Raw genomic sequence first — 17,338 nt, 5'->3', positions numbered from 1 at the left:
GCGCCGGCCGGCCCGCACACCGCGATCACCGGCCCGCACTCCACGAACGCCGGCCCGCACACCGCGATCACCGGCCCGCACTCCGCGAACGCCGGCCCGCGCTCCGCGAACGCCGCTCACAGCCGCGCGAGGAACTCCAGCAGCGCGGCGTTGAACTCCTCGGGCCGCTCCAGGTTGGGCATATGGGCGGCCCGCCCGACGACCACCAGCCCGGAGTCCGGGATCAGCCGGTGCATGGCCTCCGCCTCCGCGACCGGCGTATAGGTGTCGTCCTCCCCGACGACGATCAGCACGGGCACCCGGGCCCCCGCGAGCGAGTCGCGGTAGTCGGGCCGCTCGGCCCGGCCCCGCAGCGCCGCCGCGGCCCCTTCCGGGGCGGTCGCCCGCATCATGTCCAGGACCTGCGCCGCGACGTCGGGGAGCCCCGTCACGTTGTACGGGGCGACCATCCTGTCGATGACCTCGGCCGCGTAGCCGTCCAGCCCCTCGGCCAGCAGCCGGTCGGCCAGCCGGTTGCGGAAGGCCTTGCCGTCCTCGGTCTCGGCGACCGGGGAGGTGTCGGCGAGCACCAGGGCGGCCACCCGGGCCCCGTACAGCCGGTGGAACTCCATGGCGATCTGGCCGCCCATGGAGAGCCCGCCGACCACCGCGCGGCCGACGCCCAGGTGGTCCAGCAGCTCGGCGGTGTCCCCGGCGAAGTCCGCGAGCAGGGTGCGGCCCGGGACGACCGCGCTGTCGCCGTACCCGCGCAGATCCGCCGCGATCACCCGGTACCCGGCCCGCACCAGCGCCTCGGCCTGCGGGTTCCACATCGTCCGGTTGAACGGGTGCCCGTGCACCAGGACGACCGGCAGGCCGTCGGACGGCCCCCGGTCGTCGTACGCGAGGGTGTTGCCGTGCCCGGTCACGAAGTCCATTGCGTCCCCATCCCCACTGTCCGGCCCGTCACCGCCGGCTGTCCGGCCCCACTGTCCGGCCCGTCACTCCCGATCATCGCGCACGCCGCTCAGCGCACCCGCGCCACACCCACGTAGAAACCGCTGCGCTCGTTCTCCGGCGCGGGCTCCCGCCGGTACCACTCGGTCGCGGTGACCAGGCCCGGCGCGACGAGGTCCAGCCCCTCGAAGAACGGCTCGACCTCGGCGCGGGTACGCATCCGCAGGGCGATGGCGCCCTTCCGGTAGGCGCTCTCGGTCTCCTGGCGGAGCTCCGGGTGCTGGTCGGCGGTGCCGTGCGAGAGGACCAGGAAGCTGCCCCGGGGAAGGGCCTCCACGAGCGTACGGGTGATGCCGTACGGGTCCTGGTCGTCGGGCAGGAAGTGCATGAGCGCGATCAGCGACAGGGCGACGGGCCGGTCGAAGTCCAGCAGCTCACGGGCGTGTTCGAGGATCGCCTCCGGCTTCCTGACATCGGCGTGGATGTAGTCGGTGGCGCCTTGGGGACTGCTGATGAGCAGCGCTTCGGCATGCCGCAGGACGATGGGATCGTTGTCGGCGTAGACGATCCGGGCCGAGGGCACGATGTCCTGGACCACCTGGTGCAGATTCGGCGCGGTGGGAATACCGGTGCCTATGTCGAGGAACTGGCCGATCCCCTGGTGCGCCAGCCAGGCGGAGGCCCGGTGCATGAAGGCCCGGTTCCGCGCCGCGTTGGCCCGCGCCTCGGCGGGCAGCTTCTCGCCGACCGACTGGTCCACCGGGTAGTTGTCCTTGCCGCCGAGGAGCCAGTCGTAGACGCGCGCCGGGTGCGGCTTGCCGGTGTCGATGCGGGGCTGGGGCAGATCGGCAGTCACAGGACGCTCCTCCGTGCGGTGATCGCGGGCGGTACGGGGCTCGCCCTGGAACGAGGCGGCCCGCGGCCACGGGCACCGGGAACTCGGGCGAGCGGCACCAGCGTAGGCGAGGGTGCCGGATACGGGACCTCCGGATCCCGGCTCAGCCGCCGGCCGCCCCGGCGGGGATGAGCAGCGCGGTGATGTTGTCGTGTCCGCCGGCGTCGAGGGCGTGATCGACCAACGCGCGGGCGCCGCCGAGAAGTCCGCCGCCCGCCGCCGCCCCGGACCGGCCACGGGTCAGTACGGCCCGCAGCCCGTCGGGATCGGGCAGACCGCGGGTGAGCCCGTCCGTGCACAGCAGCAGACAGCCCGCCCCGCCCGGCCGGTAGCTGCGGATCCGGGCCACCGGCGGACCGGCATCCGCCCCCAGCCAGGCGGCGAGGGCGCCGTGCTCCCCGGTGTCGTCCTCGCTCATCCGCTTCCCGGGGCCCCGGTCCGGCAGCCAGTAGGCACGGCTGTCGCCGATCCACGCGCTCCAGACGCCCTCCGGTCCCGCGATGCCCGCGACATACGTACACGCCGGGGCGGCGTCCACCGACGCCGCGAGGGCCGCGACCGCCCGCCCGGCACGAACGGCCGCGTCGGCGAGCGCGTCCTCCGCCAGAGCACCCGCCATCAGCCCCGCCACCACGGCGTTCGCCCCGGTCTCGGCCGCGACCCGGGCGGCCCGCTCGGACCGGGGCGACATGGACACGCCGTCACAGACGACGCCGACCGTCCAACTTCCCGTTCCGGTGAGCACCATGGCGTCCGCGTTGATGTCCCGCCGCCTGCCCCGGTCGCTGACCCCCGCCGCGCCGCCGTCCGCGGTGAGCTCCACATGCGCGCGGAAGGCCGGCTGTGCCGCACCGCACTCCCAGCAGCGGCCGTCAGGGGCCACCGTTCCACCACAGACGACACAGTCGGGGATCGGGGTCATGGCGAGGGATCATGCCAGAACCGGCGGGACGTCCACGTGCCTACCGGCCTCGGCCGGTTCCGCAGAAGGCGGTTTCGAGGAATGTGCCGACCGCCTTGGCCTGCGCTTCCTTCTCGGCGTTGTCGCCGCGCGGGGTGTAGGACAGCGCGACCTGCCGGCCGGCCGTGCCCCAGAGATGGGTGCTGTATCCGAGGACCGAACCGGAGTGGCCGAGCACGGTGGTGCAGGACAGCGGGGTACGGGCCAGGCCCATCCCGTACGCGAGCTTGTCGGAGCCGGTGCCGAGCATCGTGGTCATCTCACGCTGCTGCGCGGGGGCCAGCAGCTTCCCGTGCAACAGGGCCTTGTCGAACCGGAGCAGGTCCGCGGTGGTGGAGATGATCCCGCCGCTGGAGCCCGCCCATGAGGCGTTGTGGCGGGTGACGTCGATGTCGGTCTTGACGGGGTTCGGCGTACCGGCGCCGTCGACGGTGGTCCAGTAGCCGTGCGCGTGACGGCCCGGGATGACCGCGGAGGCGCCGGGCAGGCTGGTCTTCGTCATCCCGAGCGGGCGCAGGATGCGGTGGCGGATCTCGTGCGCGTAGGAGTTCCCGGTCGCCGCTTCGATGATCATGCCGAGGAGCGTGAAGTTGGTGTTGGAGTACCGGTACTTCGCGCCGGGCTCGAAGTGGGGCGGGTGGGCCATGGACTTGGACACCAGCTCGCGTGCCGTGAAGGTACGGTTCAGCCCGCCCGCCGCGATCCAGTCCCGGAAGCCCTGGGCGTCGGTGGGATGGGGAAATATCTCGGTGGTCTCGTTGATGACGTCGAACAGTCCCGTGCGCTGGTTGAGCAGTTGGCGCACGGTGATGTTCTGCCCGTTGGGCACCAGTCCCGGCAGATGACTCTCCACGGAGTCCTCCAGGCCGAGCCGTCCCTCACCGACCAGCTGGAGCGTGGTGGTGGCGACGAGCATCTTGGTGACACTGCCGATCCGGAACCGCCCGTCCTCCCGCACGGGCGCCCCACTCACGAGATCGGACACCCCCGTGCTCCCCCGCCAGGTTCCGCCCCCGTCCCGGACCTTGGCTATCGCGGACACCGCCCCGGCGTCGGTCAGTCCGCGCAGGGCTGCTTGCCGGTCATCCCCACCGGGCCCGGCGGACGGAGCGGCGGCGGCCACCTCCACACCGGGCTCCGCGGCGACAGCCGTGGGCGCGGCCACCGCCAGACAGAGTGCGGCGACAACGGCACAGGTCAAACGACGTGACACGGGAATTCCCCTCGGTCGGACGAACTCGTGCTTGCCGCTTCCACCCTTCCAACTCCTCCACCACCGGTCGTCCGCCCGGATGAGGACTTACGTGTAGGGCACCGGCAGTACCCGGACCGAGGCACGGGACACCTGAGAGGTATGTCGCCGTCGAACCGGACCTGCACCCCGTTGAGTCGCGCCCGCGCGGGCGGTGAAATAAAATCGGACGCACAAGTTGCCCTGAGCGCATGGCGTTTGACGAATCAACGAACTCTCGGGGATACGCGCTCGGAGCGGCACCCGAACAGCGCCCTGCACGCCGTCGCCCGCTTCTTGGCTTCGGCCCGGTGCGGCCCGCGTGGGGCGAACGTGAACGGCGACTGGTCAAGGACGGTTCCATGACCATGAAGACTCATTCAAGAACCGCATGGCGTGCCATGTCCTGTGCCATGGCACTGAGCGCCGCGTGCTGGGGCCTGGGAAGTTCAGCGGGCGCGGCACCATCGGAGCCCGCCGGTGACGGGTACTACGAACTCCGCGTCGCGCACTCGGACATGTGCCTGGACGTCGCGGGCAAGGCCCTGCACCACGGCGCGAAGGTGGTCCAGGCCACCTGCACGCCCGGCAGCACCAACCAGGCGTGGAACGTCAAACCCCTGGGTGGCGACCGTTTCCTCATCAGGGCCATGCACTCGGGCCTGTGCCTCGATGTCGCGCATGCCAGCAGCGGCCATGCCGCACCGGTCGTCCAGGCCGACTGCCACGGCGGGGACAACCAGGCCTGGGGATTCTTCGGCGGGCCGCAGTACGAGCGCAGGGCGGACGGCCAGGACATGCCGAGGGTCCACGCGAACTACAAGCTCGTGGCCAAGCACTCCGGGCACTGCCTCGACGTCGCGCACTACAGCATCCGCCACGGCACGGACGTCGTCCAGGCCCACTGCTCGGCCCCCGGATACAACCAACTGTGGCGCCTGGTGCCGCGATAGATCCGGCCGCCGGACGGGCAGCCGGACGGGCAGTCGGGCGTGTGCCGCACAGCTCTGCTCTTCACTGTTGCGGGGCGTACACGAGTACGCCTGACCACGCGGGACAGAGACGGTTGGAGATCGCTTCCCCCACCGCTGTCAGGCGCAGGAGTCGGCTCGAAGGACGCGGGAGCACCCTTGTGGGGTAGAGCCGCAGTTCACCTACGCCATCTACGCCCAAAGCGTCCTAGAGAAGCGGCAATACGTGTGACGCGTTGCCCACTCGTCGTTTTCGAGTAGATCGAATACTCCATGAGTGTCCAGTTTGTCGCCTAGACTTAATGCTCTGCGCTGTTGGACACTCAGTGACATGTCCCAGGGATCACACGACGCCGCCTACAGCGCGGTCGGCTACCAGCATCAGACATGGTGGGCGCTTGTAGAACTGCTTCGATCTGGCCCCGACCGTCCGGACTCGTCTCTCACACTGGAGATGTACGACGACATCGCCTGGGACAAGCGGGGAACTCCCACTGAGTTGCTGCAGGTCAAACACCACCGAGGACGCACTCGACGGTTGACCGACCGGACTATGGACGTTTGGAAGACCATCCAGGTATGGATGGATGAGTCTTCGCCCGGTGATGCCAACGGGCCATCTTTGGTCCTGGTGACCACGCAGAAGGCGGCACCGGGAAGCGCTATGTCCTTCCTTCGGGTCGAGGGCCGGGACGAGACATCCGCTCTGAGGATTCTGGAGGCAGTCGCTGCCGAAGAGGGTTCGGGCGAAACACGGGAGACACGACACCGGTTTCTCGCGCTCGGCCCTTCGGCGCTACGTACGTTCGTGCACCGCATCCGAGTGGCTGACGGCTCCCCCCACGCCGAAGAAGTGCATGCAGTAGCTCGGACTGCTCTGCAGTGGACGCTACCCACTGGCCATGAGGAACTGTTCCTGGCGATGGTGTGGAAGTGGTGGGACGGCCAAGCGCTGGCCCTGCTGCAAGGTCGCTTGGCTAGCCTGGACGTCGGATCGGCCCAGGCCGCGATCGCCGAGATCCGGGACCAGTTCACCAGCCAGAATCTGCCCACGCTGGTGCACCTGACGGATGTGAACGAGGCCGAGGTCGGCGAACAACACCGCACCCGTCCGTTTGTACAGCAGATGGAGTGGGTCGCCTATCCGCCCCGCAACCTGCAGAAGGCCATCGTCGACTATTACCGGGCCTACACTCAGGCTACGCAGTGGCTGGATGAAGACCTCATCGGCATCGCAGAACTTGAGCGCTTCGAAGCCGAGTTGATCGATGAATGGGAGCGCGAGTTCGAGTGGATGGCAGAAGGACTCGCTGAAGATCCGGACGAGAAGGCCAGGCAGGCAGCAGGCCGGAGTCTGCTGCGAACCCTGTTGGGGCAGACGGGCATCACGGTCCGCTCCCGCTACAACGACCCGTTCTTCGCTCGCGGCCATCGCCATGCACTGGCTGACACCGGCAAGGTTGGATGGCATCCTGAATTCGAGAAACGCATCAAGCAGCTGTTGCAGGTGCATGTCTGAGTCGAGACATGCGACTGATCTGGGGAGAAGCGTGAATGACCGGATGGAGTGAGCGGCCCTCTGTCGTCGCAGCGATGCTCAATCCGGCACTAGTCGCTGCACTGCTGGCTGCTACCGCCGAGGGACACGCCAAGGAGACTGGGCAAGGCGTGCCTGTGGTGCTGTCATTCGTCACTGCTCCGCTCGTATTGCACCGCGGCTCACGCGAAGCCCTTCCAGCGTCCACAGCGACTCACCTGGCCACCTGGGTGTCACGGAACCCGGTGTTGCGTGCAGGGCTTCCGCAGCGTGCTGTCAGCCTCGTAGAACCAGTCCGGGCAGGCATTCGCTTCGGTCTGAGCCACGACGTGCTCGACATTGAGCTGGGCCGCCTGTCCACCGTCGCTCGCAAACGGCCACGCGGGGTGCGCCCCCCACCTCAGCTCAACGAAATTCTACGTAAAGCCAACCTCGTAGGCCGGTGGCTGGCGAAGACCGACAGCCCAGCGACTGTGCTTGCGCTGCTGGGCGTGGCACCCTGATCAAGTGCAGCTGCTTGCGATCATTCTCTACAGCAACACCGGTGAACGGCGGATCCTGGGGTTCGAACCCGGGGCTCTGAACGTTGTCACCGGCGAGTCCAAGACCGGCAAGAGCGCTTTGCTGGACATCCTGGAGTACTGCCTGGGACGCGATAGCCTCCAGATGCCCATCGGGCCAATTACCCAGACCGTTGCCTGGTACGCGGCGCTGCTCGACCTGGGTGGCGGCCGGGCATTTGTCGCTCGACCTGCCCCGCTCCCAGGCCGGAGTTCGACCCAGCGCGCGATGTTGAGGTTCGGCGCCGGCCTGTCGGCTCTGGAGTTCGAGGAGCTGGAAGCCGACGTGGATTCCAACGCGGTCCGCGAGCAACTTGGGCGCAGAATGGGTATCGAGGAGAATCTCCACGAACCTCCGCCCAGCTCTTCCCGTCACCACGTCGAAGCTCATCTCGGTCATGCCGCCCTGCTGTGTCTGCAGCGACAGAGCGAAATCGCCGACCCAAACTTTCTGTTCCACAGGCAGGGCGAGCAAGGCATGGCCCAAACCCTGAAGGACACGATCCCCTACTTCCTTGGCGCTGTCCCTCGCGACCAGGCACTGCGGCGCGCCCAACTTTCCGCGGCAAAAAGGGACCTCAAGACCGCCGAGACGGCCTACCGCCGAGCGCAGGAGACCGCCCAGCTCGCAGGGGCCGCCCTGTCAGCGCTATGGCGGGAAGCGTACGCGCTCAGCATGGTGGCGACGCCTGAAGAGCCTGAGCGCCCCACTGCCGTCGCCGAACTGCAAGCGGCAATCGCTCCCGCAGAGTCCGTATCCGCACCTACAACTGGCAGGCAGAGCGCCACGCGCACGAACCAGTTGCTGCAGACACGCGACAATCTGCGCAACCAACTCCGCGCTGTAGCATCCGAGCGGGAGATCCTGCTGCAACAGGAATCGACGGAGGTCGGCTTCGAGGGCGCTGTGCGCACCCAGACCGCCAGACTGGCCAGCCTGCACCTGTTGGGCCTCGCTCCTGATGCCAGCAGCCCGCTCACGGCTTGCGCACTGTGCGGCAGCACCTTGGCGGATCCTGATCCTGCGGTCGCCGACTTGGAGCAGCATCTACGCCAACTGAGCGAACAGCTGAACGGCATCGAGGCGGCCCGGCCGGCCCGCCGCGCAGCACTAACAGCCTTGGACGAACGGTCCGATGCCCTTCGTGGCCAGCTGCGCACCGTCGAGGCAGCCCTACGCCAGATCACCGCAGCGACCGCCATCGCCGACCAGTTGCCTCAAGATGCGGCGCGCAACTTCACACGTGGGCGTATCCACGCCACCCTTGCGTCCCTGCCCGCCTCCTCAGATACGGAACTTCGTCGGCTAGGTCAACTGCTTGAGTTCGCCCAGGGGCGAGTCCACGACTTGGAGGCGGAGCTCGACCCCTCGGAGGAACGCGAGCAGGTGACCTCCCGCCTGGTAGCAGTCAGCCAGGACATGACCGCGTGGGCGAACCGGCTCCAGCTCGAACACGGCGGAAGCAGTGTCCGTCTGGACCTGAGCCGCCTCACAGTCGTTGCTGATACTGAGCAAGGTCCTGCCCCGCTGTTCCGTATCGGCAGCGGCGAGAACTGGGTCGGTTACCACCTAGTCGCCCACCTTGCGCTGCACCGCTACTTTGTCCGCCAGAACAGGCCCGTTCCTCGAATCCTGATGCTCGACCAGCCCACCCAGGCTTGGTACCGATCCGAAGTCGACCAACGCTCCGGCGAACCACGCAGCGACACCGACCGTGAGGCTGTAAGCCGTCTTTTCCGCCTCATTTACGACGTGGTGCGCGAGCTTGCTCCTGATATGCAGGTGATCATCTGCGACCACGCCAACCTCGCCGAGGAATGGTTCCAAGACTCTGTGGCCCACAACTGGCGCCACGGCGAGAAGCTCATTCCCCAGGAATGGATCGACCGGGCGTCTCAGGGCCGCTCGGACTCGCGATGAACCGCCGCGGCATCGGCAGAGATCTCAGATTATTTTTTTGACCTGAGGTTTCGTGATGGTGAGGTAGTGGTTGGTCTCGTGTTCGACAGATGGGGTGTGCCCTATTTCACCGCGGAGTCGGCGATGGCAGTACCAGTCGACCCACTCGGCCGTCGCGGATTCGACTTAGGAAAGTGTCCTCCAGGGCCGGCCAGGCCTGATCAGTTCGATTTTGAACAGGTCAGGCCTACTCTATGAAGGCGTTGTCGTAGGCGTCACCGACCGAGCCGATTGAAGCCGCGATGCCCACGACGTCCAAATGCTCGGTGAGCCGGAAACTCGTATATTGCGACCCAGCGTCCGAGCGATGTATCAACTCGCCTGTCGTGTGGGGGAATCCGTGCCGGTCGCGCTACCACAGAGCCATCTCCGGGGCGTCCAGTACGAGCCTGGCCTTCGGCCTGGCGGAGCAGCTTGCGCCAGACCCTTCCTGGGCGCCATAAACACGGAAGATCGAGATGCGAAACAGCCACACATCACGATCACCAGCCCCAGGCGGCCGGGGCCGGTTCGCATTGCCCTGGCAACGGCCAGGCACCTGCCCAACAACCCGCCAGACCCGATACGCCGCCATCCACCACCCCGAACAGACATCGAACGATCCCCGAAACGGCGATGGTCCCGTCCGATCTTGCGATCGGACGGGACCCCGTCAGCATTCCTGAGCTAACTCAAGAAACTTCGTGTTGTGGGGTGTACATGAGTACGTCTGACCAAGCGGGACAGGCACGGTTGAAAATCGCTTCCCATCCAGCCGAAGATCGTTTCCCGCTGATGGGGCGGCCACTCGATATGGGGTGGAGTCGGGGTGGTTACGCAGGGCAGAGTGGAACGGTGAGTGAACTGTGGGCACGTACCCTGACGTGGGCGGATGTGGATGCGGCTCGACATTCGTTCGAGTTGGACGCCGATGCGGCGGAGGGGTTGCGTTCATTGGAGCCGGTCACCGAATTCCTGGCGGGCCGGTACGGCCAATGGCCTGCGGATGGAACTGGTCGGTCGGCGAGGGTGACGTAAGCGGAGGTGTCGTCTAGGTGTGTGCTATTCATCCGACTCCATGACAACCCCGGATGCGACGGCCCCGCTGGTCGTCGAGGCTCTTCAGGAATGGGCGCGGCTGGCTGGAGGACCTGGCGGAGCGGTTCGCGGCCCTGGCTCCACCGGATAGCACGCCGGTGTCTTCGGCCGACCACTGACACTGGGGGCGGGCGTGCACGCGCCTGGTCACCGTGGTGGCTGACCGCACCCAGGCCGAGAGCAGCTGGTACGGGCATTGCGTCCAAGTCCTCCGATGGTTTCTCGCCATACAGCGGCATCGAGGAGGGCCAGCCCAGCAGATCGTCAAGCACATGATCGGCGGCCGGTTCCGCAGTTGGATCGCACCTGACCTTCCGGGGTCGACGGGTGAGTTCGCGGTTCGCCAGAGGCGTGAGTGGCATCAGATGGCTTCCGGGCCCGGCCAACCGAAGGACGGCCTTGCCGACCGGCTGCTCATCCGGCCGGAGATCTCCTGGCCGTCCTGGCGCTGCGCACGCCTCGTCTCGGAAGTGCCGGCCCTCGACGGCTTCCGGAATTTCTTCATGGCGGGCGGCCATGCTGGCGTTGGGCTTCGTCCTGGCCCGCGAAGGCGTCTTCCTCAACCAGGTTCGCCCTCTGCAGACCACCTGCTGGGCCGACGGCTCAGAAGGCGCGGCCGTTCTGGCGGTGCTGCTCGGAATCCTGATCACCGCTGCGGAGCGGCGACCATCCCACGGGAGACAATCGTGAACGAACGCGATGTCCTGCTCAACAAGCTCACGCAGGGGCTGCGCCCGATGTCAGAGGGCATCGAATGGTTCGACGGCCTCGGCCGGGAAGAGCAGTCCGAGGTGCTGCTGTTCCTGCGCCACTACTGCGTCCAGGCGCGCGCAGTCACCGAGGACGCGCCGGAGAGCATCCGCCGTGCCGGGCTGCACCCGACGCATACACCCGCGGTGCTGATCTCACGAGGTCGGATACACGGGCAATGAGGAAAGATCGCCAGTCTCGCTCCTCTCGGCGAACGCCGCAAGGCGTTCCGGCTGCTGACCGCGGTGCTCACGATCGCCGACGGACGGCGCCGCGATCGCTTCTGCTCCAGCGGCTGCAGTCACTGGTGGCACGGACTGACCATGGCCTGAGAAACCAGCACCGCACCCTGAAGGCCACTTCCCAGTCGAATGTCATCCGGGTAGCGGATCAGTCCCACCAGAGGCGAAGTACTCGTCCGCGACCAGAAGAGCCTCGTGCTCGTCCATGGGAGGCGAGGCGACGCTGAGGTGCAGCGTAGAAAAGCCGACCGCTACGGCACAGACACCGAACCGGTGCTCCCAATCTCGGACGACCGCTGAGAACTCCACTGTTTCTTTGTCGTAGTTGCAAGGGCCCGCCCAGCCCGCGGCCGTCAGCTGTTGCCGCCCGTGGCAGGGTAGCGAGCGCAGGGCGATCACATGCAGTTGTTCGGGAATGCCCGCACGGCTCGCGTACCGAGTTCCACCGGGTCCGGGCAAGGTCAAGAGCCGTGCGACTCCCGGCTGTCGCAGTCACCAGTCGGCGTGCCCGTCTCCGTGGTGGCCGGTGCCGCCTGCGCCGCCTGGGCCGCCCTCAGACCAACCGCCGGAGTCCAAGCCGTGGCCAAGACCGTGGCCGCCGGTGGTGAAGTCGGCGTAGAGGTCACTGAGCTCGCCGAGAAGTCGGCGGGTGAGGATGTCGGCGCCGGTGGTCAGTGCCGCAGCGAGCTCCACGTCGGCGACAGGGACCACTCCGGCGGCTGCGGGGGTGAGGCGGTGCGTTGCGGCGAGGGCGGCCATACGGCGGCGGTCGGTGATGCCGCGCAGTCCAGGGTAGGCGGCAGGGGCGAGGCCCGCGGCCTGGGCAAGCACGGCGAGGGTGAGGTTGCGGTCAGCGGTGGACCTTGCGGAGCCGGAGCGGACCACGCCGTCGAGACGGGTCAGTAGCGCCTGGCGGCGCGGCATGTCCACGGAAAGAATGTCGTTGCGGGTACGGCCGCTGGAATCGCGCCACCGACGGACACGGACCGCCTTCTGGTCCTCCAGTCGGGAGAGGTACTCGACGGCCAGGGAGCGCGGTGTCCGGCGCAGCCAGTCCTTGAGGCCGGGCTGGGGAGAGGCCGCGCCGAGACCTTGCAGGACATTGCTCAGGCGACGGTCTTTGACAGGACGGGGGTCCAACACCTCGATCCGCCGGCGCCCGACGGCGATCCGTCCGGCCAGGCACAGATCCGCCAACTCCGAGGCCCGCAGGGCGTACCGAAGCCGGTTGTCGCTTCGTATGCGTATGCGCTGCCTGCCCGGGACCATCGCGAGCAGGAGTAGTTCGTCCCCCATAGTCATGCCTGCCAGGGTAGGCACAGCAGTCCGCGGAAGAGAGAGTTCCGCAGGATGCTCAGCCGACACCCCTCACGCACCCGAACCACCGCGCACCCCAAACCGATCCTCCGCCAGGCAACCGCCCCTAAGCCCCGTCCACGTTCGGACATCACCTCGAACACACCCCACAAACGCCGAGATCCCGCCCGATCTTTCGATCGGACGGGATCTCGTCAACGTCCTTGAGAGCTACTCAAGAACTGTCGGTTGTGGACCTGTGGGGATTTGAACCCCAGACCCCCTCGATGCGAACGAGGTGCGCTACCAGACTGCGCCACAGGCCCTTGCGACGAGTGAAACTTTAGCACCCCCACAGGGGTGCTTGGAAATCCGTTCCCCGCTGGTCAGCCGAGCCGGAGTCCCGAGCGCCTCATTCGTTGGCCGCTCGGGGTCGGTCCTCGTCGTCGTACTGGTCGAAGAGGGGGGTCCTGCCCCGGTCGCGGGTGCGGCGGGGCTGGTTCGTGCGCTGGCGTGGCGCCGGATCCACGGCGGGCACCGTGGGGTGCGAGGTGCCGGTCTGGGTGGGCTCGGCCGTGCTGGAACGGGCCGCGCTCCAGGTCTCCGGGTCGCCGACCTCCACTCCGCCCGTGGCGCGCGGGGCCACGGGGGCGGTGACATAGGTGGGCAGCGGAACCGGGACGGGCTCCCAGCTGTCGCCCTGGACCGGGCCGCGTTCGCGCTGCTGGTCCACCCACTCCGCGTGGTCCGTCTGCTCGACGAGGGCGCGGCGGCCCGCCTCCTGCGGGGAGACCACGGGTGCGGGCTCCGGCTGGGGGTGGTGCGCTTCGGGCTCCTCGTCGGGCTCGGCGGGAGCCGGTACCGCGGGCTGGTGCCGGCGCGGGCGGCTCTCGCGCAGGCGCTGCGCCGCCACCTCCGCCCGGCGGCGGTCCATGGTGAAGGCGAACCGGCGTCGCTCCTGGGCGCGCAGATGCACGATGTACGTGCTGAGCAGCACGGCGGGCACGGCGGGCGCCCACAGGAAGCTGAGCCCGCCGACCGCCGCGACGACCGCGCCGAGCGTGAAGGCCAGGAACAGGACGACGGTGGTACGTCTGCGCCGGGCCAGGACCTGCGAGCGCTGGGCCCGCCGCACCCGCTCGGCGTCCGCGCCGCTCGTGCGCGTGCGCTGCTGGGGCGGGCGCGCCGGCTCGGACCGGTCCACCGCCTGGTGACCGGATGCGGGGCGGTCGTGCGCCTGCCGCTCGGACGCCTGGCGGTCCGCCACCGGACGGCCGGGCGAGCGGTCGGGGGCGTGCGCCGGGTCGTGCATCCGGGCTTCGGTATGCGCCGGAGGCGCGGAAAAGGCCCGGACGTCAACGGTTTCCATTCGGTCCGTTTCCGCGTCCGGGTCGACGTCGGGCCCCGCCTCCTCGGCGGTGCGGTCCCGCAGCTCCTTGGCGTACCGGCGCTCCATGGCCGCCCGTCCGGACAGCAGCCGGATGGCGGTGCTGAAGCGTTCCGTAGGACGGGCTTCATTGAGCTCGTCCTGCCTGCGGAGCCACATCGGCACCAAGTAGGCGGCCCAGGCCCCGACGATGACTGCGTAGATGAGGCCGCTGCTGCTCACGCTCACACCGTAGAGGGGTTTGCACGGAGGGATCCGCCAATTGGGCCGGTGTGTCGCACGATCAGGCTGGTATCAGGGACTTTTTTTGTGATTGTTCAGATCAACCGATGATGTTGGCGGAGACATCGGCAATCGCACCTCGGTCAATTTCGAACACTTATTTCATTCTCCTGCGCTGCGCGGGGACCCCGGACGCGCCTGACGCCAGCGCCGGAGCATCCCGTCAGGCACTTCCTCTGCGGTCAGCGCGAAGATCAGATGGTCCCGCCACGCCCCGTCGATGTGGAGGTAGCGCGGACGCACCCCTTCCGAACGGAATCCGAGTTTCTCCACGACCCTTCGGCTGGGCCTGTTCTCGGGGCGGATGCACACCTCGACCCGGTGCAGGCCGACCGTGCGGAAGCAGTGGTCGACGGCGAGGGCGACGGCCGTCGGCATCACACCGCGGCCCGCCACGCTCTGGTCGACCCAGTAGCCGACGTGCCCGGAGCACATCGAGCCCCAGGTGATCCCCGCCACCGTGAGCTGACCGACGAGCCGGCCCTCGTACTCGATGGCGAACGGCAGCATCCGGCCCGCGTTCGCCTCCGAGCGCAGATGCCGGACCATCTGCCGGTAGGTCGGGCGCTGCGCCACCGGACCGCCCGGGGCGGGCGGCGGGACGGTCGCCTCCCAGGGGCGCAGCCACTCACGGTTGCGCCGGTTGACCTCGCGCCATTCGCGCTGATCACGCAGTCTGATCGGGCGGAGGACGACCTCGCCGTCGGCCAGGACCACCGGCCAGTTCGACACGTTCAGCTCGGGCTCCCCGGTCGGGGGTGATCTCCGCCGCGCAGCTGGTCGACGGCGTGCACCAGCAGCCGGCCCAGCACCGTGAGGCCGTCGCGCACCCCGCCGGTGGAGCCCGGCAGGTTGACGATCAGGGTGCCGCCCGCGACGCCCGCGAGGCCGCGGGAGAGGGCCGCGGTGGGGACCTTCTCGCGGCCCTCGGCACGGATCGCCTCGGGGATGCCGGGGATCTCGTGGTCGAGGACGCGGCGGGTGGCCTCGGGGGTCCGGTCGGTGGGCGAGATGCCCGTACCGCCGGTGGTGATGATCACGTCGTACCCGGCCGCCGCCCCGGCCCGCAGGGCTTCCTCGACCGGGTCGCCGTCGGGCACCACCCGCGGCCCGTCCACGGCGAAGCCCAGGGCGGTGAGCGCCTCGGCGACGATCGGTCCGCCCCGGTCCTCGTAGACACCGGCCGCGGCCCGGTTGGACGCGGTCACGACAAGGGCGGTGTACGGGGTCGCCGGCGCGGAACCGGAGGTGCCGCCCGCCGCGTGCGCACCGGGCGTCGGCGCGGAACCGCGCGACGGGGTGCCGGGCGCCGTCATGCGCCCGCCTCCTCCGGCGCGGTGCGCCGGTAGTCGCCGGACTTGCCGCCCGACTTCGCCTCGACCTGTACGTCGGTGATCACCGCGCCCTTGTCCACCGCCTTGACCATGTCGACCACGGTGAGCGCGGCGACCGAGACGGCGGTCAGCGCTTCCATCTCCACGCCCGTACGGTCCGTGGTCCGCACGGTGGCCGTGATCTCCACCGCGTCGTCGGCGACGCCCAGATCGACCTGCACCCCGGAGACCGCGAGCGGATGGCAGAGCGGGATCAGGTCCGGGGTGCGCTTGGCCCCCATGATTCCGGCGATCCTGGCCGTCGCGAGGGCGTCGCCCTTGGGGACTCCCTCGCCGCGGAGCAGCTCGATGACACGCGGCGAGACGAGGACCCGGCCGCTGGCGCGGGCGACGCGCGCGGTGACGTCCTTGTCCGAAACGTCGACCATGCGGGCCGCGCCCGCCTCGTCGAGGTGCGTCAGCCTGTTCTGCGTACTCAACTAACTCCGCCTAGCGGTAGGGCGCCGGTTGCCCGCGCGGCCCGCACCGGGGTGCGGGCCCGGGGCCCGGGGGGTGTCCCCCGGGAAGGCACAGCGGCAGACACCGTACCGCCACCGGACCGCGGTCAGCGGAGCAGGATCACCTCGGTCTCCGTACCGGGCTCGGCGGAGGTGACGTCCTCGGGCAGCACGATCAGCGCGTCGGCCTGGGCGAGGGCGGCGATCAGATGCGATCCGGAACCGCCGACGGGCGTGACCGTGCCCTCCTGCGCGTCGTACGTCCCGCGCAGGAACTGGCGCCGGCCGGCCGGCGAGGAGAGCGCCTTGTCGGTCTTCAGCGTGGCCGTGGAGGTGGGCCGGTGGACATCCGTCAGGCCCATCAGCGCACGGATCGCGGGCCGGACGAACAGCTCGAAGGAGACATAGCTGGAGACCGGGTTGCCCGGCAGGGCCAGCAGCGGGGTGTGGTCCGGGCCGATGGAGCCGAAGCCCTGGGGCTTGCCCGGCTGCATGGCGAGCTTCCGGAAGTCGATACCGCTGCCCGGCTCGTCCTCGTCGCCCACGGAGGACAGGGCCTCCTTGACCACGTCGTAGGCGCCGACGCTGACGCCGCCCGTGGTGACCACGATGTCGGCGCGGATCAGCTGGTCCTCGATCGTGGCCCGCAGGGTCTCCGCGTCGTCGGCCACGGCTCCGACCCGGTAGGCGATGGCTCCGGCGTCCCGGGCGGCAGCGGTCAGCGCGAAACTGTTGGAATCGTAGATCTGGCCGCCCGTCAGCGGCTCGCCCGGCTGGACCAGTTCGCTGCCGGTGGACAGGACGACGACCCGCGGGCGGGGCCGTACGACGACGGTCGAGCAGCCGATCGCGGCGAGCAGCCCGATCTGCGCCGGGCCGACGATCGATCCGGCGCGCAGGGCCAGATCGCCCGGCCGGACGTCGCTGCCCCGGTCCCGGACATGGGCGCGGGCCTCGACCGGACGGTGCACGCGCACCTCGCCGCCGGCCCCCTCGGGCGCGTCGCTGTGCGCACGCATGGCGTCGGCCGGTCCCCCGCCCGAGCCGCCGTCGGTCCACTCGACCGGGACGACCGCGTCGGCGCCCTCGGGCAGCGGGGCACCGGTCATGATCCGGGCGGCCTCCCCCGGCCCCACGACCCGTCCGTCGGCGAGTCCGGCGCTGCCCGCCGCGACATCGCCGATGACCGTGAGGACGGCGGGGAACTCCTCGCTCGCGCCCTCGGTATCGGCCACCCGGACCGCGTAGCCGTCCATCGAGCTGTTGTCGAAGGGCGGCAGGGCGATCTCCACGACGACGTCCTTGACGAGGACGCAGCCCTGGGCGTCGGGCAGCTGCAACTCGATGGGTTCGAGGGGCCTCACTGCGCCGAGGATGTCGTCCAGGTGCTCGTCCACCGACCAGATCGTGCTGCTCAAGGTG

At 69.1% G+C, this 17,338-nt stretch carries 16 protein-coding genes, 1 tRNA gene and 1 pseudogene; 6 read left to right on the top strand and 12 right to left on the bottom strand.

Features of this window, described 5'->3' with window-relative positions; genetic code table 11:
- Positions 1-116 precede the first annotated feature (116 nt).
- From ABT170_RS16285 to ABT170_RS16270, 4 genes are all read right to left on the bottom strand, one after another.
- Positions 117-917 (bottom strand): alpha/beta fold hydrolase, encoded by an 801-nt coding sequence (locus tag ABT170_RS16285; RefSeq protein WP_351867909.1) that lies wholly within the window; start codon positions 915-917, stop codon positions 117-119.
- Positions 918-1,006: 89 nt separating this feature from the next.
- Complete coding sequence (locus tag ABT170_RS16280; RefSeq protein ID WP_351867906.1) at positions 1,007-1,792, bottom strand: SAM-dependent methyltransferase; 786 nt, start codon at positions 1,790-1,792, stop codon at positions 1,007-1,009.
- Positions 1,793-1,934: 142 nt separating this feature from the next.
- Positions 1,935-2,753: a PP2C family protein-serine/threonine phosphatase gene (locus ABT170_RS16275; RefSeq protein ID WP_351867903.1), complete on the bottom strand. Its 819-nt coding sequence runs from the start codon at positions 2,751-2,753 to the stop codon at positions 1,935-1,937.
- Between the two features lie 40 nt (positions 2,754-2,793).
- Positions 2,794-4,005, bottom strand: coding sequence for a serine hydrolase domain-containing protein (locus ABT170_RS16270; RefSeq protein ID WP_329943834.1), 1,212 nt, complete (start codon positions 4,003-4,005; stop codon positions 2,794-2,796).
- Positions 4,006-4,385: 380 nt separating this feature from the next.
- Between ABT170_RS16270 and ABT170_RS16265 the strand changes: the two genes are divergently transcribed.
- The 6 genes and pseudogenes from ABT170_RS16265 (at position 4,386) to ABT170_RS16240 (ending at position 11,210) form a co-directional block, all read left to right on the top strand.
- Positions 4,386-4,976 carry an RICIN domain-containing protein gene (locus ABT170_RS16265; protein WP_351867900.1) on the top strand — a complete coding sequence of 197 codons (591 nt, stop codon included), beginning with the start codon at positions 4,386-4,388 and terminating at the stop codon, positions 4,974-4,976.
- Positions 4,977-5,448: 472 nt separating this feature from the next.
- Complete coding sequence (locus tag ABT170_RS16260) at positions 5,449-6,513, top strand: ABC-three component system protein (RefSeq protein ID WP_351867897.1); 1,065 nt, start codon at positions 5,449-5,451, stop codon at positions 6,511-6,513.
- Between the two features lie 35 nt (positions 6,514-6,548).
- Positions 6,549-7,034, top strand: coding sequence for a three component ABC system middle component (locus tag ABT170_RS16255; RefSeq protein ID WP_351867894.1), 486 nt, complete (start codon positions 6,549-6,551; stop codon positions 7,032-7,034).
- Positions 7,035-7,038: 4 nt separating this feature from the next.
- Positions 7,039-9,012 (top strand): DUF3732 domain-containing protein, encoded by a 1,974-nt coding sequence (locus ABT170_RS16250; RefSeq protein ID WP_351867891.1) that lies wholly within the window; start codon positions 7,039-7,041, stop codon positions 9,010-9,012.
- Positions 9,013-10,644: 1,632 nt separating this feature from the next.
- Entirely contained in the window at positions 10,645-10,818 is a 174-nt protein-coding gene (locus ABT170_RS16245; RefSeq protein ID WP_351867888.1) for a hypothetical protein, read from the top strand.
- Positions 10,815-11,210: pseudogene (locus tag ABT170_RS16240) on the top strand (DUF5958 family protein). The gene ABT170_RS16245 and the pseudogene ABT170_RS16240 overlap by 4 nt, the downstream one beginning before the upstream one ends.
- A gap of 42 nt (positions 11,211-11,252) precedes the next feature.
- Here ABT170_RS16240 and ABT170_RS16235 read toward each other — a convergent pair.
- From ABT170_RS16235 to glp, 8 genes are all read right to left on the bottom strand, one after another.
- Positions 11,253-11,519 carry a DUF4253 domain-containing protein gene (locus ABT170_RS16235; protein WP_351867885.1) on the bottom strand — a complete coding sequence of 89 codons (267 nt, stop codon included), beginning with the start codon at positions 11,517-11,519 and terminating at the stop codon, positions 11,253-11,255.
- Positions 11,520-11,612: 93 nt separating this feature from the next.
- Positions 11,613-12,422, bottom strand: a complete 810-nt coding sequence (locus ABT170_RS16230; RefSeq protein ID WP_351867882.1) for a GOLPH3/VPS74 family protein — start codon at positions 12,420-12,422, stop codon at positions 11,613-11,615.
- Between the two features lie 246 nt (positions 12,423-12,668).
- Positions 12,669-12,742, bottom strand: a tRNA-Ala gene (locus tag ABT170_RS16225).
- 86 nt (positions 12,743-12,828) lie between these two features.
- Complete coding sequence (gene sepX, locus ABT170_RS16220) at positions 12,829-14,025, bottom strand: divisome protein SepX/GlpR (RefSeq protein ID WP_351867875.1); 1,197 nt, start codon at positions 14,023-14,025, stop codon at positions 12,829-12,831.
- 162 nt (positions 14,026-14,187) lie between these two features.
- A complete protein-coding gene (locus ABT170_RS16215; RefSeq protein ID WP_329943936.1) occupies positions 14,188-14,802 on the bottom strand; it encodes a GNAT family N-acetyltransferase in 615 nt (204 codons plus the stop codon).
- A gap of 17 nt (positions 14,803-14,819) precedes the next feature.
- On the bottom strand, positions 14,820-15,401 hold the full coding sequence (locus tag ABT170_RS16210; RefSeq protein WP_351867872.1) for a MogA/MoaB family molybdenum cofactor biosynthesis protein: 582 nt from the start codon (positions 15,399-15,401) through the stop codon (positions 14,820-14,822).
- Positions 15,398-15,898, bottom strand: coding sequence for a cyclic pyranopterin monophosphate synthase MoaC (moaC, locus tag ABT170_RS16205; protein WP_351867869.1), 501 nt, complete (start codon positions 15,896-15,898; stop codon positions 15,398-15,400). Before moaC ends, ABT170_RS16210 begins: the two co-directional genes overlap by 4 nt.
- A 125-nt stretch (positions 15,899-16,023) precedes the next feature.
- A complete protein-coding gene (glp, locus tag ABT170_RS16200) occupies positions 16,024-17,334 on the bottom strand; it encodes a molybdotransferase-like divisome protein Glp (RefSeq protein WP_351867867.1) in 1,311 nt (436 codons plus the stop codon).
- Positions 17,335-17,338 lie beyond the last annotated feature (4 nt).

This window comes from Streptomyces sp. NPDC001787 (assembly GCF_040297465.1).
Taxonomy (GTDB): domain Bacteria; phylum Actinomycetota; class Actinomycetes; order Streptomycetales; family Streptomycetaceae; genus Streptomyces.
Note: the sequence above shows the minus strand (reverse complement) of the source record. Positions and strands in the feature narration are given on the sequence as shown.